The organism is Pseudonocardia sp. P-1 (assembly GCF_058111925.1).
Genome location: NZ_CM176614.1, coordinates 3,624,010 through 3,648,602 on the forward strand (window position 1 = coordinate 3,624,010; position 24,593 = coordinate 3,648,602).

At 75.4% G+C, this 24,593-nt stretch carries 26 protein-coding genes and 1 riboswitch; of the genes, 9 read left to right on the forward strand and 17 right to left on the reverse strand.

What is annotated here, in order from left to right:
- Positions 1–50 precede the first annotated feature (50 nt).
- The gene (locus tag AC0GKK_RS17875; RefSeq protein WP_405421424.1) at positions 51–719 is read left to right on the forward strand and encodes a DUF3159 domain-containing protein; all 669 of its coding nucleotides are present in this window, start codon (positions 51–53) and stop codon (positions 717–719) included.
- Positions 720–991: 272 nt separating this feature from the next.
- The gene (locus AC0GKK_RS17880) at positions 992–2,185 is read left to right on the forward strand and encodes a hypothetical protein (protein ID WP_482638478.1); all 1,194 of its coding nucleotides are present in this window, start codon (positions 992–994) and stop codon (positions 2,183–2,185) included.
- A 66-nt stretch (positions 2,186–2,251) separates the two neighbouring features.
- Here AC0GKK_RS17880 and thiE read toward each other — a convergent pair whose 3' ends face one another.
- Positions 2,252–2,953: a thiamine phosphate synthase gene (gene thiE / locus AC0GKK_RS17885; protein ID WP_405421666.1), complete on the reverse strand. Its 702-nt coding sequence runs from the start codon at positions 2,951–2,953 to the stop codon at positions 2,252–2,254.
- A 30-nt stretch (positions 2,954–2,983) separates the two neighbouring features.
- Positions 2,984–3,092: riboswitch (TPP riboswitch) on the forward strand.
- Here thiE and thiO point away from each other — a divergent pair.
- The 3 genes from thiO (at position 3,090) to AC0GKK_RS17900 (ending at position 5,235) form a co-directional block, all read left to right on the forward strand.
- Positions 3,090–4,262 carry a glycine oxidase ThiO gene (thiO, locus tag AC0GKK_RS17890; RefSeq protein WP_062403851.1) on the forward strand — a complete coding sequence of 391 codons (1,173 nt, stop codon included), beginning with the start codon at positions 3,090–3,092 and terminating at the stop codon, positions 4,260–4,262. It overlaps the preceding riboswitch by 3 nt.
- A complete protein-coding gene (gene thiS / locus AC0GKK_RS17895) occupies positions 4,262–4,462 on the forward strand; it encodes a sulfur carrier protein ThiS (RefSeq protein WP_062398305.1) in 201 nt (66 codons plus the stop codon). Before thiO ends, thiS begins: the two co-directional genes overlap by 1 nt.
- Positions 4,463–4,464: 2 nt before the next feature.
- Positions 4,465–5,235, forward strand: coding sequence for a thiazole synthase (locus tag AC0GKK_RS17900; RefSeq protein ID WP_489882156.1), 771 nt, complete (start codon positions 4,465–4,467; stop codon positions 5,233–5,235).
- Positions 5,236–5,287: 52 nt separating this feature from the next.
- Here AC0GKK_RS17900 and AC0GKK_RS17905 read toward each other — a convergent pair whose 3' ends face one another.
- Both AC0GKK_RS17905 and AC0GKK_RS17910 read right to left on the reverse strand, forming a co-directional pair.
- Positions 5,288–5,809, reverse strand: a complete 522-nt coding sequence (locus AC0GKK_RS17905) for a gamma carbonic anhydrase family protein (RefSeq protein WP_062398301.1) — start codon at positions 5,807–5,809, stop codon at positions 5,288–5,290.
- An 85-nt stretch (positions 5,810–5,894) separates the two neighbouring features.
- Complete coding sequence (locus AC0GKK_RS17910) at positions 5,895–6,500, reverse strand: hypothetical protein (RefSeq protein WP_405421433.1); 606 nt, start codon at positions 6,498–6,500, stop codon at positions 5,895–5,897.
- Between the two features lie 192 nt (positions 6,501–6,692).
- Here AC0GKK_RS17910 and AC0GKK_RS17915 point away from each other — a divergent pair, with 192 nt between their 5' ends.
- Entirely contained in the window at positions 6,693–6,866 is a 174-nt protein-coding gene (locus AC0GKK_RS17915) for a hypothetical protein (protein ID WP_405421435.1), read from the forward strand.
- A gap of 205 nt (positions 6,867–7,071) precedes the next feature.
- Here the strand turns inward: AC0GKK_RS17915 and AC0GKK_RS17920 are convergent, their stop codons facing one another.
- The 7 genes from AC0GKK_RS17920 to AC0GKK_RS17950 all read right to left on the reverse strand — a co-directional run bounded on the left by AC0GKK_RS17920 (position 7,072) and on the right by AC0GKK_RS17950 (position 16,138).
- Positions 7,072–8,865, reverse strand: coding sequence for an HNH endonuclease signature motif containing protein (locus AC0GKK_RS17920; RefSeq protein ID WP_489882157.1), 1,794 nt, complete (start codon positions 8,863–8,865; stop codon positions 7,072–7,074).
- Between the two features lie 243 nt (positions 8,866–9,108).
- Positions 9,109–10,035 carry a MadR family response regulator transcription factor gene (locus tag AC0GKK_RS17925; protein ID WP_489882158.1) on the reverse strand — a complete coding sequence of 309 codons (927 nt, stop codon included), beginning with the start codon at positions 10,033–10,035 and terminating at the stop codon, positions 9,109–9,111.
- Positions 10,032–11,414: a MadS family sensor histidine kinase gene (locus tag AC0GKK_RS17930; protein WP_307799856.1), complete on the reverse strand. Its 1,383-nt coding sequence runs from the start codon at positions 11,412–11,414 to the stop codon at positions 10,032–10,034. The genes AC0GKK_RS17925 and AC0GKK_RS17930 overlap by 4 nt, the downstream gene beginning before the upstream one ends.
- Before the next feature lie 22 nt (positions 11,415–11,436).
- A complete protein-coding gene (locus AC0GKK_RS17935; RefSeq protein WP_224401297.1) occupies positions 11,437–12,696 on the reverse strand; it encodes an iron-containing alcohol dehydrogenase in 1,260 nt (419 codons plus the stop codon).
- A gap of 248 nt (positions 12,697–12,944) precedes the next feature.
- Complete coding sequence (locus AC0GKK_RS17940; RefSeq protein ID WP_178375819.1) at positions 12,945–14,060, reverse strand: XdhC family protein; 1,116 nt, start codon at positions 14,058–14,060, stop codon at positions 12,945–12,947.
- Positions 14,053–15,234, reverse strand: a complete 1,182-nt coding sequence (locus AC0GKK_RS17945; RefSeq protein ID WP_083658813.1) for a vWA domain-containing protein — start codon at positions 15,232–15,234, stop codon at positions 14,053–14,055. The genes AC0GKK_RS17940 and AC0GKK_RS17945 overlap by 8 nt, the downstream gene beginning before the upstream one ends.
- Before the next feature lie 10 nt (positions 15,235–15,244).
- Entirely contained in the window at positions 15,245–16,138 is an 894-nt protein-coding gene (locus tag AC0GKK_RS17950) for an AAA family ATPase (RefSeq protein WP_073576676.1), read from the reverse strand.
- Positions 16,139–16,680: 542 nt separating this feature from the next.
- Here AC0GKK_RS17950 and AC0GKK_RS17955 point away from each other — a divergent pair.
- Positions 16,681–17,247, forward strand: a complete 567-nt coding sequence (locus AC0GKK_RS17955) for a LysM peptidoglycan-binding domain-containing protein (RefSeq protein ID WP_208825897.1) — start codon at positions 16,681–16,683, stop codon at positions 17,245–17,247.
- 156 nt (positions 17,248–17,403) lie between these two features.
- Here the strand turns inward: AC0GKK_RS17955 and AC0GKK_RS17960 are convergent, their stop codons facing one another.
- From AC0GKK_RS17960 to moaC, 3 genes are read right to left on the reverse strand one after another with little or no spacing between them, the layout of a single operon-like run.
- Entirely contained in the window at positions 17,404–17,853 is a 450-nt protein-coding gene (locus AC0GKK_RS17960; RefSeq protein ID WP_224387119.1) for a molybdenum cofactor biosynthesis protein MoaE, read from the reverse strand.
- Positions 17,850–18,332: a MogA/MoaB family molybdenum cofactor biosynthesis protein gene (locus AC0GKK_RS17965; protein ID WP_062403845.1), complete on the reverse strand. Its 483-nt coding sequence runs from the start codon at positions 18,330–18,332 to the stop codon at positions 17,850–17,852. Before AC0GKK_RS17965 ends, AC0GKK_RS17960 begins: the two co-directional genes overlap by 4 nt.
- Positions 18,329–18,772 carry a cyclic pyranopterin monophosphate synthase MoaC gene (moaC, locus tag AC0GKK_RS17970; RefSeq protein WP_083658849.1) on the reverse strand — a complete coding sequence of 148 codons (444 nt, stop codon included), beginning with the start codon at positions 18,770–18,772 and terminating at the stop codon, positions 18,329–18,331. Before moaC ends, AC0GKK_RS17965 begins: the two co-directional genes overlap by 4 nt.
- 522 nt (positions 18,773–19,294) lie before the next feature.
- On the opposite strand from moaC, the gene AC0GKK_RS17975 reads away from it, so the two are divergent.
- A complete protein-coding gene (locus AC0GKK_RS17975; protein ID WP_489882159.1) occupies positions 19,295–19,900 on the forward strand; it encodes a LysM peptidoglycan-binding domain-containing protein in 606 nt (201 codons plus the stop codon).
- A gap of 73 nt (positions 19,901–19,973) precedes the next feature.
- On the opposite strand, the gene AC0GKK_RS17980 is transcribed toward AC0GKK_RS17975, so the two are convergent.
- Together AC0GKK_RS17980 and AC0GKK_RS17985 are read right to left on the reverse strand one after the other, a co-directional pair.
- Complete coding sequence (locus AC0GKK_RS17980; RefSeq protein WP_073576670.1) at positions 19,974–20,576, reverse strand: nucleotidyltransferase family protein; 603 nt, start codon at positions 20,574–20,576, stop codon at positions 19,974–19,976.
- Positions 20,577–20,578: 2 nt separating this feature from the next.
- Positions 20,579–20,761, reverse strand: coding sequence for a hypothetical protein (locus tag AC0GKK_RS17985; RefSeq protein WP_062398283.1), 183 nt, complete (start codon positions 20,759–20,761; stop codon positions 20,579–20,581).
- Positions 20,762–20,884: 123 nt separating this feature from the next.
- Here AC0GKK_RS17985 and AC0GKK_RS17990 point away from each other — a divergent pair, with 123 nt between their 5' ends.
- The gene (locus AC0GKK_RS17990) at positions 20,885–23,206 is read left to right on the forward strand and encodes a helicase-associated domain-containing protein (RefSeq protein WP_489882160.1); all 2,322 of its coding nucleotides are present in this window, start codon (positions 20,885–20,887) and stop codon (positions 23,204–23,206) included.
- 79 nt (positions 23,207–23,285) lie between these two features.
- Here the strand turns inward: AC0GKK_RS17990 and AC0GKK_RS17995 are convergent, their stop codons facing one another.
- Positions 23,286–23,855, reverse strand: coding sequence for a GTP-binding protein (locus AC0GKK_RS17995; protein WP_083474372.1), 570 nt, complete (start codon positions 23,853–23,855; stop codon positions 23,286–23,288).
- Positions 23,856–23,883: 28 nt separating this feature from the next.
- Positions 23,884–24,588 (reverse strand): DUF742 domain-containing protein, encoded by a 705-nt coding sequence (locus tag AC0GKK_RS18000; RefSeq protein ID WP_489882161.1) that lies wholly within the window; start codon positions 24,586–24,588, stop codon positions 23,884–23,886.
- Positions 24,589–24,593 lie beyond the last annotated feature (5 nt).

Consider the following 24,593-nt stretch of genomic DNA (forward strand, 5'->3'; position numbering starts at 1 on the left):
CCAATCCGATCCCGTCGACCCGGCGTGCGGGATAGGGCACCCTTAGCGGGGTGACGTCCGATCGCGCTCCGCACACCGCATCCCGGGAGGACCCGAGGCTCGCCGATCTGCTCGGTGGCCGGGCCGGTGCCATGGACGCCTCGATACCGGTGGTCGCGTTCGTGCTCGCCTGGGTGGTGGCGGGGGCGGCGGGGTCGGCGTTCCCGATCAACTGGGGGGCCGGCGCGGCGATCGTCGCGGGGGCCGCGGTGGCAGGGTGGCGGCTGTACCGCGGCCGGCGGCCGCGGGCGGTGCTGTTCGGGCTGGCCGGGGTCGTCGTCGCGGCCGGGATCGCGCTGGTGACCGGGCGGGCGTCGGACTTCTTCCTGGTCCAGATCGTGTCCAACGTCGGCAGCGCGCTGGCCTGGGCGATCTCGGTCGTCGTGCGGTGGCCGCTGCTGGGGGTCGTCGTCGGCGGGCTGCTGGGACAGCGCACGAGGTGGCGGCGCGACCCGGACCTGCTCCGCGGGTACCAGCGGGCGTCCTGGGCGTGGGTGGCGCAGTACGTCCTGCGGCTGTCGGTGTTCCTCCCGTTGTGGGCGGCCGACCAGGTCGTGCTCCTGGGTGTCGCGCGGACCGTGCTGAGCCCGGTGCTGGTCGGGCTGAGCGTGCTCGTGTCGTGGCCGTTGCTGCGTACGGCGCTGCCGGCCGATCACCCGGGCATCCGTCACCCCCGGTGACAGGCTCTGACGCCTCGTAGCGCTAGAATCGTGATCTTCCCGTGACCTTTGCTCGGTCGTGTGAAGGTCACCACTTCGGGTGATCGTCCGGCGCAATCGTGGCCGCCCGGACGTTCCCCCGGGGCGAGCCGCCGCACCGACGATCACTGCAAGGAGCCATGCCACACCAGCGCCCCCCGGAGCCCGGCTTCGGCGACGCCCCCCGTGGCGTCCCCGGCCCGGCCCGTCCCCCCGCCCAGCCGTCCGCTCCCCGACCCGGCGCCGGTCGCCCGGTGGCCGCCCCCGACGCCCCGCGGCTGCCCCGTCAGCGCACCGCGCATCCGCCCCGCACGCACGGCGGCCGGGTCCCGCAGCCGCCGTCGGGCACCGTCCGCGGCCGGACCACGCAGACCCCGCCCGGTGGCCGTCCGGTGAGCCCGGTCGTGCCCGGTCCGGGCGTGCCGGACGGGACCCCGCCCGGCGGGCGTCCGCGCACCCGGGTGCTGCCGCCCGCGTCGGACACGACCCGCGCGGCCGGTCCCGGCGGTCCGGTGGGCCCGGTCGGCGGCGGACCGAACGGACCCGGTGGGTCCGGGGGCTCGGGCGGGTCCGGTGACGGCTCCGGCGACGCCTCGTCGGACACCACGAAGGCGAGCGGCCTCAAGGCCGACCTCAGCCCGACGAAGATCGCAGCCGGCGCCGGCGCGGCGATCGTCACGGCGGTGCTCGGCTCGTTCCTCGGCGCGGTCGGCACGGTGATCGGCGCGGCGCTCGGCTCGATCATCTCGACGCTGGCCACCACGCTGTTCACCCGCTCGCTCGAGGTCAGCAAGGACAAGGCACTCGAGCTGAAGGACAGGGCGACCCGGCGCGGCAAGGGCGTCGCCGAGGGCACCGCGGTCGCCGCGCAGAACGGTGCCGGCCACGGTCTCGCCGGGCCCACCGGCGAGGAGACGGTGCTGCTGGACCCGTGGCAGACACCCGGCGGCACCACCCGCGCCGCCGGAGCGGGCCACAGCCGGTTCCGCCGGGTCCGGGTCACCCGCAAGACGGTCATCGTGTCCGCGGTGCTCGGCGTCGTCACCTTCGCGGTGTCGATGTTCCTGATCTCGGGCATCGAGTTCGTGAAGGGCTCGTCGCTGTCCGGCTCGTCCGGGACCTCGGTGAGCAACGTCGTCCGCGGCGGTGCTCCCCCCACCCAGCAGGAGAACGACCGGGGCGAGGGCTCCGGGGGCGACTCGTCGACGTCGTCGTCGAGCTCGACCTCCACCGAGGAGTCGGGCACCAGCACGTCGGAGTCGCCGACCGGCACCCGTGACCGGGACTCCGGTCAGGACGGCTCGGACTCGTCGAACCCGCTGCAGGACGGGCTGAACCGGGTCCTGCCGACCCAGCAGCCAGGCTCCGGCCAGTCGGGTCAGGACTCGGGCGGGCAGAGCTCCGGCGGCCAGGGCTCGGGCAACCAGGGTTCCGGCACGCAGAACTGATCCGCGGCGCCGGATCCCGGCGCCGCGGGGCCGGTTCGAGCGCGGCCGGGCCCGGCGCAGGCGGGCTCAGTGCAGGCGGGCCCGCAGCGCCGCCGCGGCCGCGCGCGGGTCCTCGGCCTCGGTGATCGCCCGGACGACGACGATCCGGTCCGCACCGGCGTCGAGGACCTCGTCCAGGCGGTCGCCGTCGATGCCCCCGATCGCGAACCACGGCCGCGCCGGGGTCCGTCCGGCGACCGTGCGCACCAGGTCCAGGCCGGGGGCCGGACGTCCCGGCTTGGTCGGGGTCGGCCAGCACGGGCCGACGCAGAAGTAGTCCACGCCGTCCTCGTCGGCGGCGGTCAGGGTCTCGGCGGGGCTGTGCGAGGACCGGCCGATGAGCACGTCGTCGCCGACGACCCGGCGCGCCCACGCCACCGGCAGGTCGTCCTGGCCGAGGTGCAGCACGTCGGCGCCCGCGGCGAGCGCGACGTCGGCGCGGTCGTTCACCGCGAGCAGCGCGCCGTGCCGGCGGCAGGCGTCGGCGAGCACCTCCAGTGCGGCGAGCTCCGCGCTCGCCTCCAGCGGCCCGCCGGGCCCGCCCTTGTCCCGCAGCTGGACGATGTCGACCCCGCCGGCGAGCGCGGCGTCGGCGAACTCCGCCAGGTCACCGCGCGCGGTGCGGGCGTCGGTGCACAGGTAGAGACGGGCGTCGGTGAGGCCGTCGAGCCGGGCGCGGCGGGTGTCGCCGGTGCCGGGACGGGTATCGGTGTCGGACACGGCTCGCAGGCTACGGCGTAGCCTGGGCCCCGGACGACGACGAACCACGGGAGCCCGGGCAGCGGGCTGAGAGGGGATCCGCGACGCGGTCCCGACCGTCGAACCTGATCCGGGTCATGCCGGCGCAGGGAGTGAGGTGGATCCGATGAGCGCGAGTGCCGGACGGCTGGTCGTCGCGGGTGCGGGGGCCGTCGGCCTGTCCGTCGCCCGCGCGGCGGCCCGCGACGGCTGGTCGGTGACGGTGTTCGACCCGGCCCCCGGTCGCGGCGCGTCCTGGGTGGCGGGCGGGATGCTCGCCCCGGTCACCGAGGCCTGGCCCGGCGAGGAGGACCTCCTCGCCCTCGGGCTGGACTCGGTCGCGCGCTGGCCGGAGTTCGCCGCGGCCCTGTCCGCCGACGCCGGCACCGACGCCGGGCTGCACCCTGAGGGCACCGTCGTCGCCGCGACCGGGTCGGGGGACCGCGCCGAGCTGACCGCGCTCGCGGACTACCTGGAGTCCCTCGGCCGCGACGTGCACCGGCTGACCGGTCGCGAGCTGCGCCGGCTCGAACCCGCGCTGGGCCCGGAGGTCCGTGGCGGCCTCTCGGTGCCCGACGACCCGTCGGTGGACAACCGGCGGCTGCTCGCCGCACTGGCGACCGCGGCCGGGCGGGCCGGGGTCGTCGTCTCCGACCGTGGGGTCGCGCGCGTCCTCGACGACGGCGCCCGTGTCACCGGCGTGCGGCTCGCGGACGGGACCGAGGTCGCGGCGGACGCGGTCGTCGTCGCGGCGGGGGCGCACTCGTCGTCGCTGCACCCGGTGCTCGACGGGCTGGTCCGCCCGGTGAAGGGCGAGATCCTGCGGCTGACCCGCCGCGCCGGTGCCCTGCCGCCGCCGTCGCGGACGGTGCGGGCGCTCGTCGACGGGCGCCCGGTCTACGCCGTGCCGCGGACGCTGCCCGGGTACGGCGACCTCGTGATCGGCGCGACGACGGCGGAGAACGGCTTCGACACCGACGTCACCGTCGGTGGGGTGCGCGACCTGCTGCGCGACGCGGAGCGGATCCTGCCCGGCATCGCCGAGTACGCCCTGACCGAGACCGCCGCCGGGCTGCGGCCGGGCAGCCGGGACAACCTGCCGCTGATCGGGCGCACCGGGCCCGACGGGCTGGTCGCGGCCACCGGGCACGGCCGCAACGGGATGCTGCTGGTACCGGTGACCGCGGCGGCCGTCGCGGCGGTGCTGCGCGGCGACGACGTGCCGGAACCGGTCCGCGCGGCGGATCCGCGACGGTTCGCCCCGGCCGCCGCCGGGGCACGCGAGGAGGGGAACCACTGATGCGGATCGTGCTGAACGGCGAGCACCGCGACGTCGACGACGGCGCCGACCTCGCCCGGATCCTGGCCGAGGCCGGGCTGCCGGAGCGGGGGATCGCCGTCGCCGTGGACGGGGAGGTCGTGCCGCGCACCTCGTGGGCCGGGCACCGCCCCGCCGACGGCGCGCGGGTCGAGGTCCTGACCGCGGTACAGGGAGGATGAGCATGGCTGTGCAGACCGACAAGCTCGCGTTCGGCGACCACCTGTTCGACTCGCGGCTGGTGATGGGCACCGGTGGTGCCGCGAACCTGGAGACCCTGGAGCGCGCGCTGGTCGCGTCCGGCACCGAGCTGACGACGGTGGCGCTGCGCCGTGTCGACGTCGCGGGCGGGACCGGGCTGCTGGACCTGCTGCGCCGCCTCGGGATCGCCGTGCTGCCCAACACCGCGGGCTGCCGGACCGCCGCCGAGGCGGTGCTCACGGCGCGGATGGCGCGCGAGGCGATGGAGACCGACCTGGTGAAGCTGGAGGTCGTCGCCGACGAGACGACGCTGCTGCCCGACCCGGTCGAGCTCCTCGACGCCGCCGAGCAGCTCGTCGACGACGGCTTCACCGTGCTGCCCTACACCAACGACGACCCGATCCTCGCCCGTCGCCTGGAGCAGGTCGGGTGCGCCGCCGTCATGCCGCTCGGCTCGCCGATCGGTACCGGGCTGGGCATCCGCAACCCGCACAACATCGAGATGATCGTGGCCGCCGCGGGCGTGCCGGTCGTGCTCGACGCCGGGATCGGCACCGCCTCGGAGGCGGCGCTGGCGATGGAGCTGGGCTGCGACGCGGTCCTGCTCGCCACCGCCGTGACCCGTGCCGCCGACCCGGAGCGGATGGCCCGTGCGATGCGCCGCGGGGTGGAGGCGGGCTGGGACGCCCGGCACGCCGGTCGGATCCCGCGCCGCTACCGGGCACAGGCGAGCTCGCCCGGCCGCGAGGACTGAGGACCGACGGTCCGGTGCGTTCCGCGGAACGCACCGGACCGTCTCGGGAGGCTCAGGCGGGGGCGACGCCGTCGGCGTGCCGCCGGGCCAGGGCGCGGTAGAAGTCCGGGTTGGTCCGCACCCACCAGCGGGCCTGCTCGGTCAGCTCGCCGCGTTCCTTCGCCGCGGAGCCGAGCATCAGCCGGTCGGCAGCCAGCTCGGAGTTCGGCGCGACCGTCGACCCGGCGGCGACCATCGCGCCCTCGCCGATCCGGGCACCGTCCTGCACGGTGCTGCCGTTCCCGACGACCGCGCGCGCCCCGATCACGGCGCCGTGCACCACGCACAGGTGCCCGATCGTGGCGCCCTCGCCGATCTCGGTGACCGGGTCGTCGCCGCCGTGCAGCACCGACCCGTCCTGCACGTTGGCGCCGGCACGTACGACGATCGGCCCCAGGTCGGCGCGGAGCACGGCGTTGTACCAGATCGAGGCGCCCTCCTCGACGCGTACGTCCCCGACGAGGGTCGCGGTCGGAGCGACGAAGGCGTCCGGGTGCACGGTGGGGGAGAGGCCCTCCAGGGCGAACAGCGGCATGGCCGACAGCTTCGCACCCGCCGCGGTGCCCGTCGGCGACGAGACCGCGTCGTCGCCCGCTCGCCCCGTGCCGCCCGGTCGTCGCTCAGTCGTGCGGGTGTGCGTGCAGCCCCAGGTCGGACAGCTCCAGCGCGGCCAGCGCCGCGACGACGGCGGGGTCCCCGGACCGCCACGCCGCCGCCGGGTCGGGCGCGACCCGGACCAGCCGCGACACCGGCACCCGGGACAGCGCCCGCACGGCCAGCAGGTCCGGCGCGGCGGTCCGCGCCGCGACGGCGGCACCGGCCCGCCGGGCGTAGCGCAGCCGCAGCGGCAGCCAGCCGAGCAGCACCGGCAGCAGCATCACCAGCGGGACGACGACCAGCGCCCCCGTCGCGAGGGTGCCGACGGCGTCGCCGAACTCCCGCCCCGCCGCGACGAGCTCGGTGCCCGCCCCCGCGGCCGGATCCAGCGCGCGGGCCAGGTCGGACCCGACGAACGGGATCGAACCGACCGCCCCGGCGACGCCGGTGAAGGTGTCGGAGACCCGTCCGCCCGCGGCGACCAGCGAGTCTCCGGGCCCACGCAGCGCGGACAGCCCGTCGTGCACGGCCACGCCGGCGGTGACGGCGAGGACCGTCCACAGCAGCGCGACGACGTCGGCGACGACCTGGCGGGCGATCCGGTCGGGGCGTTCGGCGTACCAGCGCATCGGACCTGTCTACCGGGGCCGGAATCCGGTCGTCCCCGCGGCCCGCCCGTGCTCCGCTGGGCGGGCGGACCGTTCGCTCTCCCTCGACCGCGCCTCCTGGGATGACCGCGCCCCGCTGCACGCGCAGAGCCCCGACTACGGCGTGGACGCACTCGTCGCCGATCCCACGAGTGGAACCACGGCCTCGGTGAGGTGGTCACCGCGCTCCTCGACCAGGGACCGACGCTGTCCGGTCTCACCGAGCACCGGGTCGTCCCCTGGGAGGCCCTGCCCGGCCGGATGGCCGGGGACGACGACGGCGGGTGGCACGTGACCGACGGCCTCCCCGATGTGCCACTGGGTGTCACCGTCCAGGCGACGCGCTGACCGGGCCGGTCACGAAGGCGCAGGCCGGTCCGGGCGTGGATGCCGGGTGGGCGGGCTGACGTCGCGTTCCGCGGAACGCGGTCCGTCCTCCCGCCCACCGGTTCCGCGCCGGTCTCCCGCGGTCTCCCACCGGCCGGTGCGCTGCGGCCCGCGTCCTCTTCCGGCCGTGTGGGTGCTCGGTCGCCCGGCGGAGGACCTGCGGGGTTCAGGCCGCGGCGGCCGTCGTGCCGGGCGGGAGCAGGGCGTCGAGGATCGGCTCGGGGTCGAGCCGGTCGCCGTACCAGTCCGGGGTGAGGGTGCTGCGATCGATCCGCAGCCGGGCCCGCGTGTTCCGTTCGACGAGGGACTCGGCGCTGCCGTCCAGCGGTCTGCCCGTGGCCTCGACGGCAGTGCCGTCGGGCCGGTGGAACAGCCAGTCCTCGCCGGGTGGACGCAGGACCAGGTAGCCGTGATCGTGCACCAGCCGGTGGTGGAACGAGCAGAGCAGGACCAGGTTGTCGACGTCCGTCGGCCCGCCCCGCAGCCAGTGCCGGACGTGGTGGGCGTGCAGGTGGCGTGCGTGGTGGCACCCCGGGAACCGGCAGGAACCGCCGCCGTCGGCGGTCAGGGCGGCGATCTGCGCCGGGCTCGCCAGGCGCCTGCTCCGGCCGAGGTACATCCGGTTCGCGGCGCGGTCGGTGAGCAGCACCCGGGCCCGGGCGTCGCAGGCCAGGCGCTCGGCGGTGCTCGCGGCGATCTCGGGGCCGCCGGCGAGGCGCGCGGTGCCGGTCCCCGCGTCGACGACGACCGTCACCCGCGCCGCACCCCGCTCGACGACCGCGGCTCCGGCCGCTCCCGGCCCGCGGACGACCAGGCCCAGCAGGGCGTCGACCCGCCGGGCGGCCAGGGTGTCGACGACGGCGCCCGGTGTCTGTTCCTCCGTGCGGCGGGCCTGTTCGTGCGGATCGGGCCCGTCCCATCCCGACCGTCGCCCCTCACGTGCGGCCGGATCGTCGGTGTCCTCGTCGCCGGGCGGGGCGGTGTGGCCGGCGGGAGCCGGGCGTGCGGTGGCGACCCCGGCCTCGATCGCGGCGACCAGGAGGGCGCCGTCCTCGGGAGTGAGCCGGGCCCGTACGACCAGGGACCCGTCGACGTCGTGGTGCCAGCTCACCCCGCGCCGGGCGGCGACGTCGCGCGGCGGCGCGCAGCGGCGGCGGACCGCGCGGACGACGGTCTCGACATGGCTCGCGGTCCCGCCGAGCGCCAGGTCCAGGAGCACCTGCTCGGCGTCCGGCCCGGCTGCGGCCAGCGGAGGATCGTCCGGCTCGGTGTCCCGGAGCGGCTCCGGAGCGGCGACGGCGACCGGCCGGCTCCCCGTGCCGTCCCACGGACCGGTGTCCCCGCGTCCGGCGGGTGACGTGGTGGCTCTGTCCGTCCTCCCGGCGTCCGACAGGTCGGATCCGGCGCCCGTTCCGGGGCCGTCGACGTCTCCGGCGCTGCGGTCCGTGCCCGTGTCGGACGCGTCTCCCGCTCCCCGGACGGTGTCACCAGGCCCTCCCCGTGATGCGCAGTCGACCGATGCCCCGCCGGAGTCGTCGTCGGGGTCGCGACCTGGGCGCCGGAGCGGCTCCGTGGCGGTGGCCGGCGGAGCAGCGGCGGCCATGCGGTCGAGGACCGCGTCGTCCGCGCCGACGAGGCGGGTGACGGCCCGGACCTTGGAGTAGGAGATCCGGCCGGCCGCGAACGCCTCGGTGATCCGGGGCAGCCGGGTCAGTGCGTGCGCGACCCGCAGGTGCTCGGTCGCGGTGCGCAGGCTCATCCCCGCCCGCCAGGTCAGCCAGTGGGCGCAGGACCGGACGCCGACGCCGCACCAGCCGCCGCGGTCGTCGAACTCGGCGAGCAGGCGCAGGAACCGGCACTCGGCGGCGGCGATGTGGCCGGCGAGGCCGAGGAGTTCGGACTCGAGATCCGGCAGGCTCAGTTCACCGGCGGGCGTGGTCGTGGGGGTGGAGGTCGGCACGGCGCTTTCTCCTTCGTCGAACGTGTGTTCGACAGGAGTATGCCGGGTGGGCCCGACAGTTCCGGTCCAGACCGACGGTGGGATCGGCGCGGACCGGGGCGATCGCGTTCCGCGGAACGCGATCCGGAATCAGCGACGACGCCCCCTCGCCTCGCACACCCTCCCGCCGTGCCGCCGTGCCGCCGTGCCGCCGTGCCGCCCTCCGCCGTGCCGGGCGGAGAGGCGTGGCCGGGGACGTCGAGGTCAGAGGAGGCCGAGCTTGGTGGCCGCGTAGACCGCCTCGGCGCGACGCGACACCATCAGCTTGCGCATCAGGTTGCCGACGTGGAACTTGACCGTCGTCTCGGAGATGAACAGCTCGGCGCCGATCGCGCGGTTGGACAGCCCCCGGGCCAGCAGACGGAGCACGTCCAGCTCACGGTCGGTCAGCCGTTCCCGGTCGGGCATCCCGCCGGACAGCGACCGCACCATCGCCGACGCCGACCGGGCGTCGAACGCGCTCTCCCCGCGGGACACCGCGCGGATGGCACGGACGAGCTCGGTGGTGTCGACGTCCTTCACCACGTAGCCGCGGGCGCCGGCCTGCACCGACTCGACGACGAGGCGGTCCTCGGCGAAGGTCGTCAGGACCAGCACCCCGATGCCGGGGTGGTCGGCGCACAGCTTGCGGCAGACCTCGAGACCGTCGGTCTGCGGGCCGGACGCCAGCTTGAGGTCGAGCAGCACCACCTGCGGCCGGCCGGTCGCGACGGCGGCGAACGCCTCCGGCGCGCTGCCCGCCTCGCCCACGATGCGCAGGTCGTCCTCGCGCTCCAGTACCGCGCGCAGCCCCTGGCGCATGATCGAGTGGTCGTCGACCAGCACGATCCGGATCGGCCGCGCCGCGACGCCCGCGGGACCGGGACCGCTGCGGGTCGCGGCGGTCCCACCGGACCCGTGCATCCCGCCGCCCGGCGCGTTCCCGCCGCCCTGCCCGGGGCCCGCCTGACCGGGGATGCCGTGACCACCGCCGTGACCACCGCCGAGGCCGGGGCCGCGCGCACCGACACCGGCTCCGCCGCGGGCATCCGGTCCGCCGCCGCTGCGGGCGTCCGTGACGGCGCGGCCCCGGGCGGGGCCGCCGGAGACGTGCCCGGGACCGCCCGGGGCGGTCCGTGTGCCGCTGCTCATCCGAGCTCCTTCCCCGGCGTCCCGATCGGGACGTCCACCTGCACCTGCAGCCCACCGATCCGCGAGCGGCGGAACCGCAGGGCCCCGCCCATCTCGCGGGCGCGGGCGTCCATGTTCACGAGGCCGCGGTGCTCCCCGGAGGGGCCGCGCACCGACGCCGCACGCAGCGTGCGGCGGATCTGCTCGGGTGAGGCGCCGCCGTCGTCGGAGATCGACAGGCGGACGCGGCCGTCGGCGTAGGCCAGTCGCACCACCGCCCGCGAGGCCGACGCGTGCATCGCCGTGTTGAACAACGCCTCGCCGGCGATCCGGAACAGCGACTGCTCGTGCTCGTGCGGCAGCGGCACCGGGGCCCCGCCGATCGTCACCTCGACCCGCAGCTCGTCGGGCATGTGCACGGTGGACAGCTGCCGCAGCATCGAGGGCAGGTCCTTGTCGGCGTGGTCGTCGTCGTTGAGCGCGTAGATCGCCGACCGCAGCTGCTCGACGGCGCGCCGGGTCAGGTCCTTGGCCGTGTCGAGGTGCTGGAGCAGGACCGGCTCGGTGATCTCCGACCGGCACAGCTCGATGTGCATCCCGGCCGACAGGGCGTACTGGGTGACGCTGTCGTGCAGCTCGCGGGCGATGCGGTGCCGCTCGTTGTCGAGGACCTCCCGCTGGCGGGCCGCCCCGAGTGCCTGCTGGGTGAGCATCAGCTCGTCGTTGCGGACACGCAGGTCCTCGGCCTGGGCCGCGGTGCGTGCGTGCAGCCGCTCGGCGCGCTCCAGCAGCGCGCAGTTCTGCAGCGCCGACGCCGTCTGACCGGCCAGGATGCGCAGCACCGAGTGGTCGGTGTCGTCGATGTGCCGTTCCGGCGGCGTCCACGCGACGAACCCGCCGACGGTGCGTCCGTCGAGCCGGATCGGGACGTGCAGGTGCCGGGGGCGCGGGTCGTCCTCGTGGTGGTGGTGATGGCCGTCGCCGGCGTGCAGCCGTTCCACGTGCCGGCGCACGCGCTCGGGCACCGACCCCAGGTCGGCCCACTCGACGCCGTCGGGGCCGAGGACCACGTGCCGCGGCGCGGCGTCGGGCAGCTCGCCGTCGACGAGCCCGAGCACCACCCAGTCCGCCGACAGGTGGTCGGCGGCCGCGTCGGCGACGGCGCGGACCAGCGCCTCGGAGCCCTCCATCGTGCGGACCAGCGCGGCCGAGATCCGGTCCAGCGCGAGGATGACCCGGCGCAGTCGTTCGGCCCCCTCGCGGTACTCCGGGTAGAACGACGGCTTGCCCGTCCGCAGGCCGGTGAGCTGGTCGAGGTCGGGGCGGGCCCGGCCCCCGGCGGCCGGCGACGAGGGCGGTGCGGGAGTGCGGCGGCGCGGGAAGCGGGCGGCGGCGGTCACCGCGAGGGCCTCCGTGCGGGCGTCACAGCGCTTCCCGGAACAGGTTCTCGATCTGCTCCACGCTCGCCGTGCGCGGGTTGGTGGTCAGGCAGGCGTCGCCGAGGGTGAGCCGGGACAGCCGCGGGACGTCGGCCTCGCGCACCCCGATCGCGGCGAGCCCGGTCGGGACGCCGACCTCGTCGGCCAGCTTGCGGACCTCGGTCGCGACCATGTCCACGGCCTCGTCGCCGGGCATCCCCGGCCGGGCGGGCAGCCCCATGGCCTGGGCGATCGGGACGAAGCGCGCCGCGTCGGCGTCGGAGGCCGAACCGTTGAACCGGATCACGTGTGGCAGCAGCACCCCGTTGATCAGGCCGTGCGGCAGATCGAGCATGCCGCCGACCTGGTGGCTCATGGCGTGGGTGGCGCCGAGGATCGCGTTCGTGAACGCCAGGCCCGCCTCGAGCGCGGCCTGCGCCATCGCGGTGCGGGGGCCGTCGTCGTGGCGGCGGATCATCGTGGTCGGCAGGTTGGCGTGGACGAGTGCGACCGCGTGCAGCGCGTGGGTGTCGGTCAGCGGGCCGTGGGCCAGCGACACGAACGCCTCGATGCCGTGGGTGAGCGCGTCCAGGCCGGTCGCGGCGTTGAGCCAGTCCGGCATGGTGACGAGCAGCCGCGGGTCGATCACCGAGACGTCCGGGACCAGGGCCCGGCCCATGATGGTGATCTTGGTGAGGCGGGCCGTGTCGGTGATGATGCAGAACTGGGAGACGTCGGCGCCGGTGCCCGAGGTCGACGGCACCATCACCAGCGGCGGGATCGGGTTGGCGATGCGGTCGATGCCCTCGTAGTCGAGGATCGTGCCGCCGTTGGCCGCGAGCAGGGCGACGCCCTTCGCGGCGTCGATCACCGAGCCGCCGCCGACGCCGATCACCACGTCGCAGCCGGAGCTCTCGTAGCGCTCGAACCCGGCCTGGATCTCGTGGTCCTTCGGGTTCGGGGTGATCTCGTTCCACAGCTGCGGGCGCAGGCCCGCGGCGCGCAGGTGGCGCAGCAGCTCGGCGGGCCACCCGGCCTCGGTCACCCCCGGGTCGGTGACGACGAACGGCCGGCGCGCACCGAGCCGCAGAGCGGCGTGCGCGGTCTCCGGCAGCGAGTCCGGCCCGAAGACGATCTCCGGGGCGTGGAACTTGGACAGCCGCGGCCGCTCCCGCGGGCGGTGCGCCGCGCGAACGGTGTAACCCTCGTCGGCGCCGGACGTGCCGGTCTCCCCGTCGAGCACGAGAACGGTCTCCCGTCGCACGGTTCCGCGATGCCCGTGGTCAGGGGCGACGGGACCGGCCGAACCGGTGAGGACCACGTTGCCCTCCTCCTGCTGCTGCGCGTTGTCGACTCACCACTCGACGACGGCGAGCGGATCTGTCACGAGCGTGTGGCCCACGGTACAGGGACACCCTGTCCCGCGACCCCCTCGATCGGCGGACGGCGCGCCGATCCGCAGGTCGGAGCCGGGTCGTCGACCGGCTCCGGCCTGGCCGAAAGCGGAGGAGGTCAGGACGCGTGGATGGGCCCCTCGCGTTCGGCCAACCGGACGCCCTCGCCGCCCCAGTGCTGGGCGATCATCTCCGCGGCGATCGACACCGCGGTCTCCTCCGGGGTGCGGGCGCCCAGGTCCAGCCCGATCGGCGACGACATCTTCGCGATCTCGGCCTCGGTCACGCCCCGCTCGCGCAGACGCTCGAGCCGGTCGTCGTGGGTGCGCCGCGAGCCCATCGCCCCGATGTAGCCGACCTCGGGCAGCCGCAGGGCGACCTCCAGCAGCGGCACGTCGAACTTCGGGTCGTGGGTGAGCACGCACAGCGCGGTGCGCTGGTCGATCCGGCCCGCGTCGGCCTCCGCCTGCAGGTACCGGTGCGGCCACTCGACCACGACCTCGTTGGCCCCCGGGAAGCGGCTCGCGGTCGCGAACACCGGACGGGCGTCGCAGACGGTCACCCGGAAGCCGAGGAAGGTGCCCATCCGGGCCACCGCGGCGGCGAAGTCGATCGCCCCGAACACGATCATGCGGGGCGGCGGCGCGAACGACTCGACGAAGATCTGCAGACCCTCCCCGCGTCGCTCGCCGTGGACGCCGTAGGTCAGCGTCGCGTTGCGGCCGGAGTCGAGCAGACCGCGGACGTCGTCGCGCACGGCGTCGTCGATCCGGTCCGAACCGGTGCCGCCCTCGGTCCGGTCCGGCCAGACGATCAGGCGCCTGCCGAGCAGCTCCGAGGGGCCCGCGACGACCGTGGCCACCGCGACCGGGTCCTCGTCGCGGATCGCCTCGGCGATCCGGCCGAGCTGTGCGTAGGTCTCCGGGGTCACCTTCTCCACGAAGATGTCGAGGATGCCGCCGCAGGTCAGGCCGACGGCGAACGCATCGTCGTCGGAGACGCCGTAGCGCTGCAGCACCGGTCGTTCCTCGGACAGCACCTGCTGTCCGAGCTCGTAGACCGCGCCCTCGACGCAGCCGCCCGAGACCGAGCCGACGGCCTCGCCCGCCGGGCCGACGAGCATCGATGCCCCCGGCTGGCGCGGTGCGGACCGGAAGGTCCCGACCACCGTCGCGAGCGCGGCCGGCTCACCGTTCTTCCACCAGCCTTCGAGCTGGTCGATCACGTCACGCATTGCGCACCACCTCGAGCAGTTTCTCCAGCGTGTCCAGGCTGTGCCCGGCCAGTAGGTCGTCCAAGTGCGGAAGGGCCGCGACTATTCCCCCCTGGACCGGGGCGTAGCCGTCCTTGCCCGCGTGCGGGTTGACCCAGACCAGCCGGTGGGCCAGCCGGGACAGCTGCTCGGCCTGGGTGCCGAGCAGCTCGGTGCCGCCGCGCTCCCAGCCGTCGGAGAAGACGACCACGACCGCCCGCCGGGCCGCACCGCGGCGTCCCCAGCGGTCGACGAAGGCCTGCAGCACCTCGCCCAGGCGGGTGCCGCCCGACCAGTCCGGGATGGCCCTGCCCGCGGCGCGCAGCGCGTGCTCGGGGTCGCGCAGCCGCAGCTCACGGGTGATGCGGGTGAGCCGGGTGCCCAGGGTGAACGCCTCGACCGAGCGCGGCGAGCGACGGACGACGACGTGGGCGAAGCGCATCAGCGCGTCCGCGTAGGGCTCCATCGACCCCGAGACGTCGATCAGCAGCACGACCTTGCGCGGCCGGCGCGAGGTGTCGCGCCGGGCCAGCCGGAAGATCTCGCCCTGGTTGCGCAGCGCCGCGCGCAACGTGCGCTGCGGGTCGGCCTCGCCGTGCCGGTTGCGCCTGCGGCGCCGCGACGCCCGGGTCGGCGGCTCCGGCTTCAGCAGGGTCATCAGCCGGCGCAGGTGCTCGCGCTCGGCGGGGGAGAGCTCCCCGAGGTCGCGGTTGCGCAGGATCTCCGCGCCGGTCGCGGCGGCCTTGATCTGCGGGCCGTCGGTGTCGTCGGAGTCGTCCTCCCCGCCCTCGCTGCCGGGCAGCAGCGCGGCCAGCTTCGGTGGTGCGGGCGGGCGGTCGTCGCGGTTGCTCGACGGGCGGTTGCTGGTCGGCTCGAACCAGGACGGGAACGCCAGGTCGTACCGGACGATGTCGTCGGGGTCGGCGCACAGCGTCAGCCGGCCGGCCCAGTACGCCTGGTCCCGGTCGGTGACCTCCAGGGTGTCGAGCGCCTGCAGGTAGGCGGTCACCCGGTCCTGGGTGACCGGGACCCCCGCCGCGCGCAGGACCTCGGTGAACCCGACGAATCCGGTCAACAGCTCGTCGGTTGTGCCGGTGGGCTCCGCCGCGGGCGGCCGTGGCGGGGCCGCCGGGGACGGGCTCGGGGGGACGGTCATCGCGGCCGGGTCAGGACGCCAGCAGGGTGTCGAGCTGCTTGTGGACCCGGTCGGCGTCCTCCCGGTACTTGAGGACGGCGCCGAGGGTGCGCGCCGCCGACTCCGGATCCAGGTGCCGGGCACCGATCAGCTGCAACGCCCGGGCCCAGTCCAGGGTCTCCGCGACACCCGGCGGCTTGATCAGGTCGGCGTGGCGCAGCTTCTGCACGGCCCGCGCGACCGACGCGGCGAGGCGCTCGGGCACCTCGGGCAGCCTGCTGTGCAGGATCTCGATCTCGCGCTCGATGTTCGGGTGCTCCAGCCAGAGATAGAGGCAGCGCCGCTTGAGCGCGTCGTGCACCTCGCGCGTCCGGTTCGAGGTGAGGACGACGACCGGCGGCGTCGTGGCGCGCACCTCCCCGAGCTCGGGGATGGTCACCGCGTGCTCGGTGAGGACCTCCAGCAGGAAGGCCTCGAACTCGTCGTCGGCGCGGTCGATCTCGTCGATGAGCAGCACCGACGGGCTGGTGCGCAGCGCCTGCAGGATCGGGCGGGACAGCAGGAAGCGCTCGTCGTAGAGGCCGGCCTCGACGGTGTCCGGATCGAACCCGTCGCGCCCGCTCGCGGCCTCCAGGGTGCGCAGGTGCAGCAGCTGGCGGGGGAAGTCCCAGTCGTACAGGGCCTGACCGGCGTCGATTCCGTCGTGACACTGCAGGCGGATGAGCGGTGCGTCCAGCGTGGCGGCCAGTGCCTGGGCCAGCGCGGTCTTGCCGGTCCCCGGCTCGCCCTCGCAGAAGAGCGGACGGTTCATGCGCAGGGCGAGGAAGGCCGCCGTCGCGAGACCGTCGTCGGCGAGGTAGCCGGTCGCGCGCAGCGCGTCGGCGAGCTCGGCCGGGCTCCCGGGGCCGGGTGCAGGTTCGTTCACCGAACCAGCATGCAGGACGAGCGGTGAACGCGGCCACAGCAGGAGGGTCCCTCCTCCCCGCGCGGGCGGGTCCGGGACCTCCCCGTGACGACGAACGAGGCCCCCGGAAGGTTCGAGTTGCTTCCGGATCAGAAATGTTCACGACCACGTGATAGGTCCGTGATGTGACGTCGTTGACCAGTGCGTTTAGGGAGAATCTGATAATTACATCGTTGTCACAGTGATTCCGCTCACGGGTCCCTTCATTGACGAATTCTTCCCGCGCATTCACCTTTCTCGTCGGCCGGTCCACCGGAGCGGCCGCCTGAACGAGTCACACATCCGGACCCGCCGCGCCGAACCACCCCCGTCCCGCGGCTGTCCGGTCCGTCGAGGAAACGGAACGGGACGGGGACGAGAGAGACCACCTCCGCGGGCGTCATGGACGTCGCTCCCCGGTCCCGATCGACGCACCCGCGACGACACGGTGGGCACATCTGTGCCCTGGGGACCTCCTGCGCGGAGTGTGCGTGTCCTCGGGACGGCGCGGTGGGAGCGAAACGATGACCAAGGGACCCAAGGGCCGAAGTCTGCTGCGCATGGCTGCGGCGGGTGTCGTCGCGGTCGGCGCGACGGCTGCGATCGCCGGTACCGCCAACGCCGCCCCGGACGAGGTCTGGGACCAGCTCGCACAGTGCGAGAGCGGCGGCAACTGGTCGATCAACACGGGTAACGGGTTCTCGGGTGGGCTGCAGTTCACGCCGTCCACCTGGAAGGCCTTCGGTGGCACCGGCTCGGCGCAGAACGCGAGCCGCGCCGAGCAGATCGCCGTCGCCGAGAGGGTGCTGGCCGCCCAGGGCTGGGGCGCCTGGCCGTCCTGCTCGAAGAAGCTGGGCATCACCGGCCACTCGGCCGACACCGGCAAGCGTGTGAAGGCGTCCGCCCCGGCCGCCTCCGCGCCGAAGAAGAAGGCGGCCGCCCCGGCCGCCGGCGGCTACACGGTGAAGTCGGGCGACACCCTCGGGAAGATCGCCGCCGCGCACGGCACCTCCGTCGCCGCGCTGGCCGCCGCGAACGGCATCGGCAACGTGAACGTGATCAGCGTCGGCCAGGTCCTGAACCTCGGCTGATCCCGCCGACCGTTCCCGGGCCGCCATCCGGGACGGGCGGCACGGGGTGCGCGGTGTCCCCAGCACCCGCCCCGGCGGACGACGGCCCGGGTCCTCCTTCCCCTCGCGGGGAGGCGGACCCGGGCCGTTCCGTCGTTCCGGGGCGCCCGGCCGGGCTCAGGTCGAGTTGACCCACTCGTCGGAGCCGTCGGCGAACCGCTGGTGCTTCCAGACCGGCAGCAGCCGCTTCACCTCGTCGACGAGCTCGGCGCAGGCGGTGAACGCCTCCCGGCGGTGCTCGGCGGCGACGGCGCAGGCGAGGGCGACCTCGCCGATGTCGAGCGGGCCGACCCGGTGGCTGACCGCGAGCGCCCGGACGCCGGGGGAGCGAGCGGCCACCTGCTCGGCGACCTCGGCGACGATCCGGGCGGCCGTCGGGTGCGCGCTGTACTCCAGCCCGTGCACCGACTTCCCGCCGTCGTGGTCACGCACGACGCCGGCGAAGGTGACGACCGCGCCGGCCGCGGCGTGCTCGACCAGGCGGGCGTGCTCGTCGACGTCGAGCGGCTCCTCGCCGACGGCCGCACGCAGGACCGTCGCGGTCCGCGTGGTCGCGGGATCGGTCATCGGTGGTCTCCTCCGTGCAGCTGGTCGACCGCGTGGTCGAGGACCCCGGCGAGCACGCCGAGGCCGTCCTTCACCCCGCCCGGGGAGCCGGGCAGGTTGACGATCAGGGTGCGGCCCGCGACCCCGGCCAGGCCGCGGGAGAGCACCGCGGTGGGCACCTTCTCCTCCCCGGCGCGGCGGATCGCGTCGGCCAGGCCCGGGATCTCGTGGTCGAGCACGGCCCGGGTGACCTCGGGGGTGGCGTCGGTGGGGGAGATGCCGGTGCCCCCGGTGGTGACGACGACCGCCACCCCGTCGGCGACGGCCGCCCGCAGCGCCTGCCCGACCGGCTCGCCGTCCGGCACGACGACCGGGTCCGGGGTGTCGTAGCCGCGCTCGCGCAGCCAGGCGACGATCGGCGGCCCGCCGCGGTCGGTGTAGACGCCCGCCGCGGCCCGGTTGGACGCGGTGACGACCCGGGCGGTGCGCGCGGCGGTCATGCCCCGCGCTCCCACAGCCCGGTCTTGCCGCCCTCCTTGCGCTCGACGCGCACGGCGTCGAGCACGGCGGCCGGGTCCACGGCCTTGATCATGTCGTGCAGGGTGAGCCCGGCGACGGCGACCGCGGTCAGCGCCTCCATCTCCACCCCGGTGCGGTCGGTGGTGCGGACCTCGGCGCGGATGGCGACCCGGCCGGCGTCGCCGTCGGTGGCCGGGGTCAGGTCCAGCGTCACCCCGCTGATCGCGATCGGGTGGCAGAGCGGGACGAGGTCCGGGGTGCGCTTGGCGCCCATGATCCCGGCGATGCGGGCGGTGGCGAGCGCGTCGCCCTTGGGGAGGCCGTCGGTCTCCAGCAGGTGCACGACCTCGGCCGTGGTGTGCACGGTCCCGGTCGCGACGGCGGCGCGGCGGCCGGGCGGCTTGTCGGAGACGTCGACCATCCGGGCCGCCCCGGCGTCGTCGACGTGGCTGAGCGCGGGGCCGGGCCGGTTTTGCTCGGTGGTCACGACCCCGACAGTACGGGGGCGCCGGTAGGGCGGCCCCCGCCACTCCGTGTGCACGGGCCGGGCCCCCCGGATGACCCAGTCGCTGTGATCTGTATCACGTTTATGGAACCGATCGTACTGTTTGCACGAACGTTTCCCGTTCGTGATCGGGGCTCGTCACCTGGGCAAACGCAAGGCCCGAACATCATGTGTCCGGTACGTCCGACGCCACGCCGTGTCGCCGTCGACTTTCGCGTCGTCCTGACGTGACCTACCTTCGGTCCCGGCTCGGCCGACTCCCCCATGCGGCCGGGCTCCGGTGCCGCAACGCTCCCTGTCCGGCGGTCCACCGGCCCCCGAGGTATCGGTGTGGGACAGGGCCGATCGTCAGACGGATCGGTGGCCGCTCCCCCGGCCGCCGGACCGGGCACCCACTCCCCGGGTGCGGTTCGGGTCGCGTCACGCGGGAGACCTGCCATGCCTCGTTACCGTGGGAAACACCGTAAACCGAGCACCGCCGGCCGCACGATCGTCCGGACCGCCGTCGCCGGTGCCGTCCTCGGCGCCCCGATGCTGGCCGCCGTGGGCACCGCGAACGCCGCCACCGACTCCACCTGGGACTCGCTCGCGCACTGCGAGAGCACCGGGAACTGGGCCGCGAACACCGGCAACGGCTACTACGGCGGCCTGCAGTTCAGCCCGAGCACCTGGAAGGCCTACGGCGGCGGCGAGTACGCCACGTCGGCGCACCAGGCCACCCGGGCCCAGCAGATCGCCGTCGCCGAGAAGGTCCTGGCGGCCCAGGGCTGGAACGCCTGGCCGTCGTGCTCGTCCAAGACCGGCGCGTCCGGGTCCGCCACGCCGCGGACCCTGGAGACCGACTCCGGCACCCGGGCCCCGGAGCGTGTGAAGGCCAGCGCCCCCGCGGCGTCGTCCGGCGGCACCTACACGGTGAAGTCCGGCGACACGCTGGGACAGATCGCGGCCGCGCACGGCATCGCGAACTGGAAGGACCTGCTGTCCAAGAACCCGGGCCTCGGCGCCGGGCACCTGATCACCCCCGGCCAGGTCATCAACACCTGATCCCGGCACGACGACGCCCCGGTCCCTCGGCGAGGGACCGGGGCGCACGTGTGTCGGGGCCGGTGCGGTGGTTTCAGGTACCGGCGAGGCGGCGCAGCTGCCCGGGGGTGTCGACGTCGTCCGGAACGGCGACGTCGCCGCACTCGACCAGCTCCACGTCGGAGCGGCCGGCCAGGTAGTCACGGGCGCCGGAGTCCCCGGAGGACAGCGCGACGACCCCGGACCAGTGGTCCCGGCCGAGCAGGACCGGGTGCCCGGGGACGCCGTCGAACGCGGCGCGCCGCAGCGACGACGGCCCGGCGCCGTCGACGACCCGGCGGATCGCCTCCGGTCCGATGCCCGGCAGGTCGACCAGGTGCACCAGCGCCGCGCCGGTGCCGGGCAGGTGGGTCAGCGACCCGAGCCCGCGCCGCAGCGACGCGCCCATGCCCTCGTCCCAGTCCTCGGCGACCACGACACCGACGTCACTGCCGTCGGTGCCGAGTCCGGCGCCGCGCAGCACGTCGGTGACGTCGTCGGCGCGGGCGCCGAGCACGACGGTGACCGGGCCGCACCCACCCGCCTGCAGCGCCTTCACCGCCCGCACCGCGAGCGGCTCACCGTGCAGTCGGACCAGCGCCTTCGGGGTGCCCATGCGGCGCCCGGCGCCGCCCGCGAGCAACAGGCCGGCGACCACGGTCAGCGGTTGATCTCGGTGACCGGGTGCTCGTAGGGCACGCTGGCGACCGGGAACTCGATGTCTCCGAACGGCGACATGTTTCCCTGGACGCTGCCCAGGAGCTCGGTGACCGGGTGGTCGCCGTCGTCGGAGTGCGGCCACTCCGGGTGGATCCGGTCCTGCTTCGCGGGCTTGGCGGCCATCGCGTCCTCCAGCGTCGTCGTCCGGTCCCGGGCGGGACCGCGGCAGTCTCCTGTGCCCAGTATCGCGGACGCGGGCGCGGCTGTCCGCCCCGGTGCGCCCGCGATCGTCCGACTACCCTGGCGATGATGCAGACGTCCCTGGTCGAGTGGTTGCGCGGGCAGGACGACGGGTTCCTCGCCGCGCTGCTGCGCGCGCGTCCGGACCTCGCCGTCCCGCCCCCCGGCGACCTCACCGTGCTCGCGACCCGCGCCTCGATCCGGGCGTCGGTGCAGCGCGCCTGCGAGGACCTGGGCACCGTCGCGCTGACCGTCCTGGACGCGCTGGTGCTGGCGACGGCGTGGCGGACCCCGGCCGACGCGACGACGCCCGGCGCGGGACTGCGCGGCTGGCTCGGCGCCGACGTCGACGCGGCCACCGTCGCCGAGGGACTCGCCGCGCTGCGCGACCGCGCGCTGGCCTGGGGCCCGGACGAGGCGGTGTCGCTGGTCCCCGCGGCCGCCGACGTCGTCGGGCCGTGGCCCGCCGGGCTCGGCGCCCCCGCCACCGGCGCGGCAGCGGGCCCCGAGCTCGACACGCTGCTCGCCGGGGTGGGCGACGACGAGCGCAAGGTCCTCGACGTGCTCGCCCAGGGCCCGCCGGTCGGCCGCTCCCGCAACGCGACCGGGCCGACCGGGCCGGTCGGGTCCCTCGTCGACAAGGGACTGCTCGTGCGCCGCGACGCCGACACCGTCGAGCTGCCCCGCCAGGTCGCGCTCGCCCTGCGCGGCGACCGTCCGATGGGGTCGCTGGACCTGTCCCGGCCGGACGTCCCGCTGCGCGTGCGGGAGACCCCGCTGGTCGACGGCACCGGCGCGGGGGCCGCGCTGGAGTTCCTGCGCCGCACCGACCTGCTCCTGGAGTGGCTGACGCGGGAGTCCGTGCCGGTGCTGCGCTCGGGCGGGTTCGGCGTCCGCGAGCTCAAGCGTGCGGCGAAGGCGGCCGACACCGACGAGCCGACCGCCGCGCTGGTCCTGGAGATCCTGCACGCCGCGGACCTGGTCGGGGCGACCGAGTCGGTGACACCGGAGTGGCTGCCGACCACCACGTGGGACGTGTGGGGGACCGGTCCCGAGGAGTCCCGCTGGGCGGTGCTGGCCCAGGCCTGGCTGGAGCTGCCGCGGCTGCCCGGGCTCGTGGGGCGCCGCGACGAGACCGGCAAGCCGATCACCGCGCTGTCCGACGGGCCGCGTCGTCCGCCGGCCGCGCGGGACCGCCGCCGGGTCCTGGACGCGCTCGCCGACCTCGCGCCCGGCACCTCGGTGGGGTCGCCGGAGGACCTGGCGCGGCTGCTGGCCTGGCACGCCCCGCGCCGCGGCGGACGGCTGCGCGACGAGACGGTCGGCTGGACCGTCGCCGAGGCCACCGCGATCGGCGTGGTCGCCCTCGACGCGCTCACCACGGCCGGGCGGGTGCTGCTCGACCCGGCCCTGCGCCCGGACCCGGCGCACCCCAGCCGGCACCCCACCGAGCTGGCCGCGGCGCTGCACGCGGCGCTGCCCGCCCCGGTGGAGGAGATCCTGCTCCAGGCCGACCTGACCGCCGTCGCACCCGGGCGGCTGTCGGCGGACCTCGCGCACGAGCTCGCGATCCTGGCCGAGGTCGAGTCCGCGGGCGGCGCCACGGTGTACCGCTTCACCGAGCGCAGCCTGCGCCGGGCGCTGGACACCGGCCGCACCGCCGACGACGTCCGCGCGATCCTCGAGGCCCGTTCCCGCACCCCGGTCCCACAGACCCTGACCTACCTCGTGGACGACGTCGCCCGCCGGCACGGCAGGCTGCGCGGCGGCGCGGTCAGCTGCTTCCTGCGCTCCGACGACGAGGTGCTCCTGTCCGAGGTGCTCGCGCACTCCGCGGCCGAGGAGCTGGGGCTGCGCCGGATCGCCCCGACCGTCGTGGTCAGCTCGCTGCCGCTGGCCGAGGTGCTCGACGGGCTGCGGGCGGCCGGCTTCAGCCCGGCCGCGGAGGACGCGGTCGGCGCCGTCGTCGACCTCGGGCCGAAGGGGCGGCGCACCGAGCCGCGGCTGCGTCGCGGCACCCGGGACGCCGGCCGGGTCGTCGACCGGTCCCCGACGAACCGGGCCGAGGAACTCGTCGAGCGGCTGCGGGCGGGGGACCGCCTGGCCGGGGTACGCGACAGCGTCGCCGGGCGGCGTGAACTCACCGGCGCGACCGGGAACCTGGCCTCGCTGCAGGAGGCGGTGCGCGAGGGCCGGACCGTGTGGATCGGCTACGTCGACGCGCACGGCGTCGCCGGGGACCGGGTGCTCGCGCCGGTCTCGGTGGGCGGCGGGTACGTCGAGGGCCGTGACGCGCTCGACGGCGAGCTGCGCCGCATCCAGCTGCACCGCATCACCTCGATCGCGCCGGTGGACGCCGGATCGGAGCAACCGGCCGGACGCGACTAGCCCCGGACGCGGTACCGCAGCGGCGCCGGCACACGATGTGCCTGCGCCGCCGCGGTGTCCGGGTCGGGTCGGGTACGGGTCAGCGCGCGCCGGCGGCCATCCGCTGGTGCATCGCGTGCTGCACCAGCGCGATCAGGGTCTCCTTGGTCGACTGCCGGTGCCGGGCGTCGCACACGACCATCGGGACGGCCGGGTCGATCGACATCGCCTCGCGCACGTCGTCGAGGGTGTGCTGCAGCTGCCCGTCGAAGGCGTTGACCCCGACGACGTAGGGCAGGCCACGGTCCTCGAAGAAGTCGATCGCGGCGAAGGAGTCGGCCAGGCGCCGGGTGTCGACGAGGACGACGGCGCCGATCGCGCCGCGGACCAGGTCGTCCCACATGAACCAGAACCGCTGCTGGCCCGGCGTCCCGAACAGGTAGAGCACCAGGTCGGCGTCCAGGGAGACGCGACCGAAGTCCATCGCGACGGTCGTGGACCGCTTGTTGGGGGTGGCGGAGAGGTCGTCGTGCGACGCGCTCGCCTCGGTCATCACCGCCTCGGTGGTCAGCGGCATGATCTCCGAGACCGATCCGACGAAGGTGGTCTTCCCGACGCCGAACCCACCGGCCACCACGATCTTGGCCGACATCGTCGCGGCACGGGCCATCCCGGCCGCGGGCTGGGGCGGCTGTGGCCTAGAGCCGACGGAGTCCACTCAACACCCTTTCCATCAGCGCGAGGTCCGGCGCGTTGCCGGGGGTGCTCGCGGTCTGGTGAACGGTCACCGTGCCGTTCGAGGCCATGTCCCCGAGCAGCACCCGGGCCACGCCCAGGGGGAGCGACAGCAGCGCCGCGACCTCGGCCACCGAGCGGGTCTGCTCGAGCAGCAGGTCGGCGACGGAGCGGTGCTCCATCGGCAGCCGTTCCAGCTGGCTGCGGGCCCGGTTGCTGACCGAGACCAGGGTCTCGACGGCCAGCTCGTAGCCCGACTTGGTCCGTCCCCGCGTCCAGGCGTAGGGCCGGACGAAGGCGGCGCCACCCGCGGACGGGGGCACCGGCGGCGGCGCTGCCACTGGGTCGTGCGCGGGGCCGGGCCCCGTGTTCTGTGCCGGCGACGGCGACGGCCGGTCCGGCCGGTCACCGGTCCGCTGGGCCTCCAGCTCGGCCGGGGTGGGCGGCAGCCCGTAGGCCGCCGATCCGCCGATGGGGCCGGTCACCTCGGCCGGGTTCGGCGGCGGGACCGGGCGCCCGGGGGCGGCGACCTCCGGCTCGACGTCGTCCTCCGGACGGTTGCGCCCCCATCGGCGCCTCTTCGGCTTGCGCTTGGAGTCCAGGCTGAACCCGTTCATGACGTCGGCGAACGTCGGCTCGGGGCCGTGTCCGCCCGGGTCCTGGGTCATCGGAT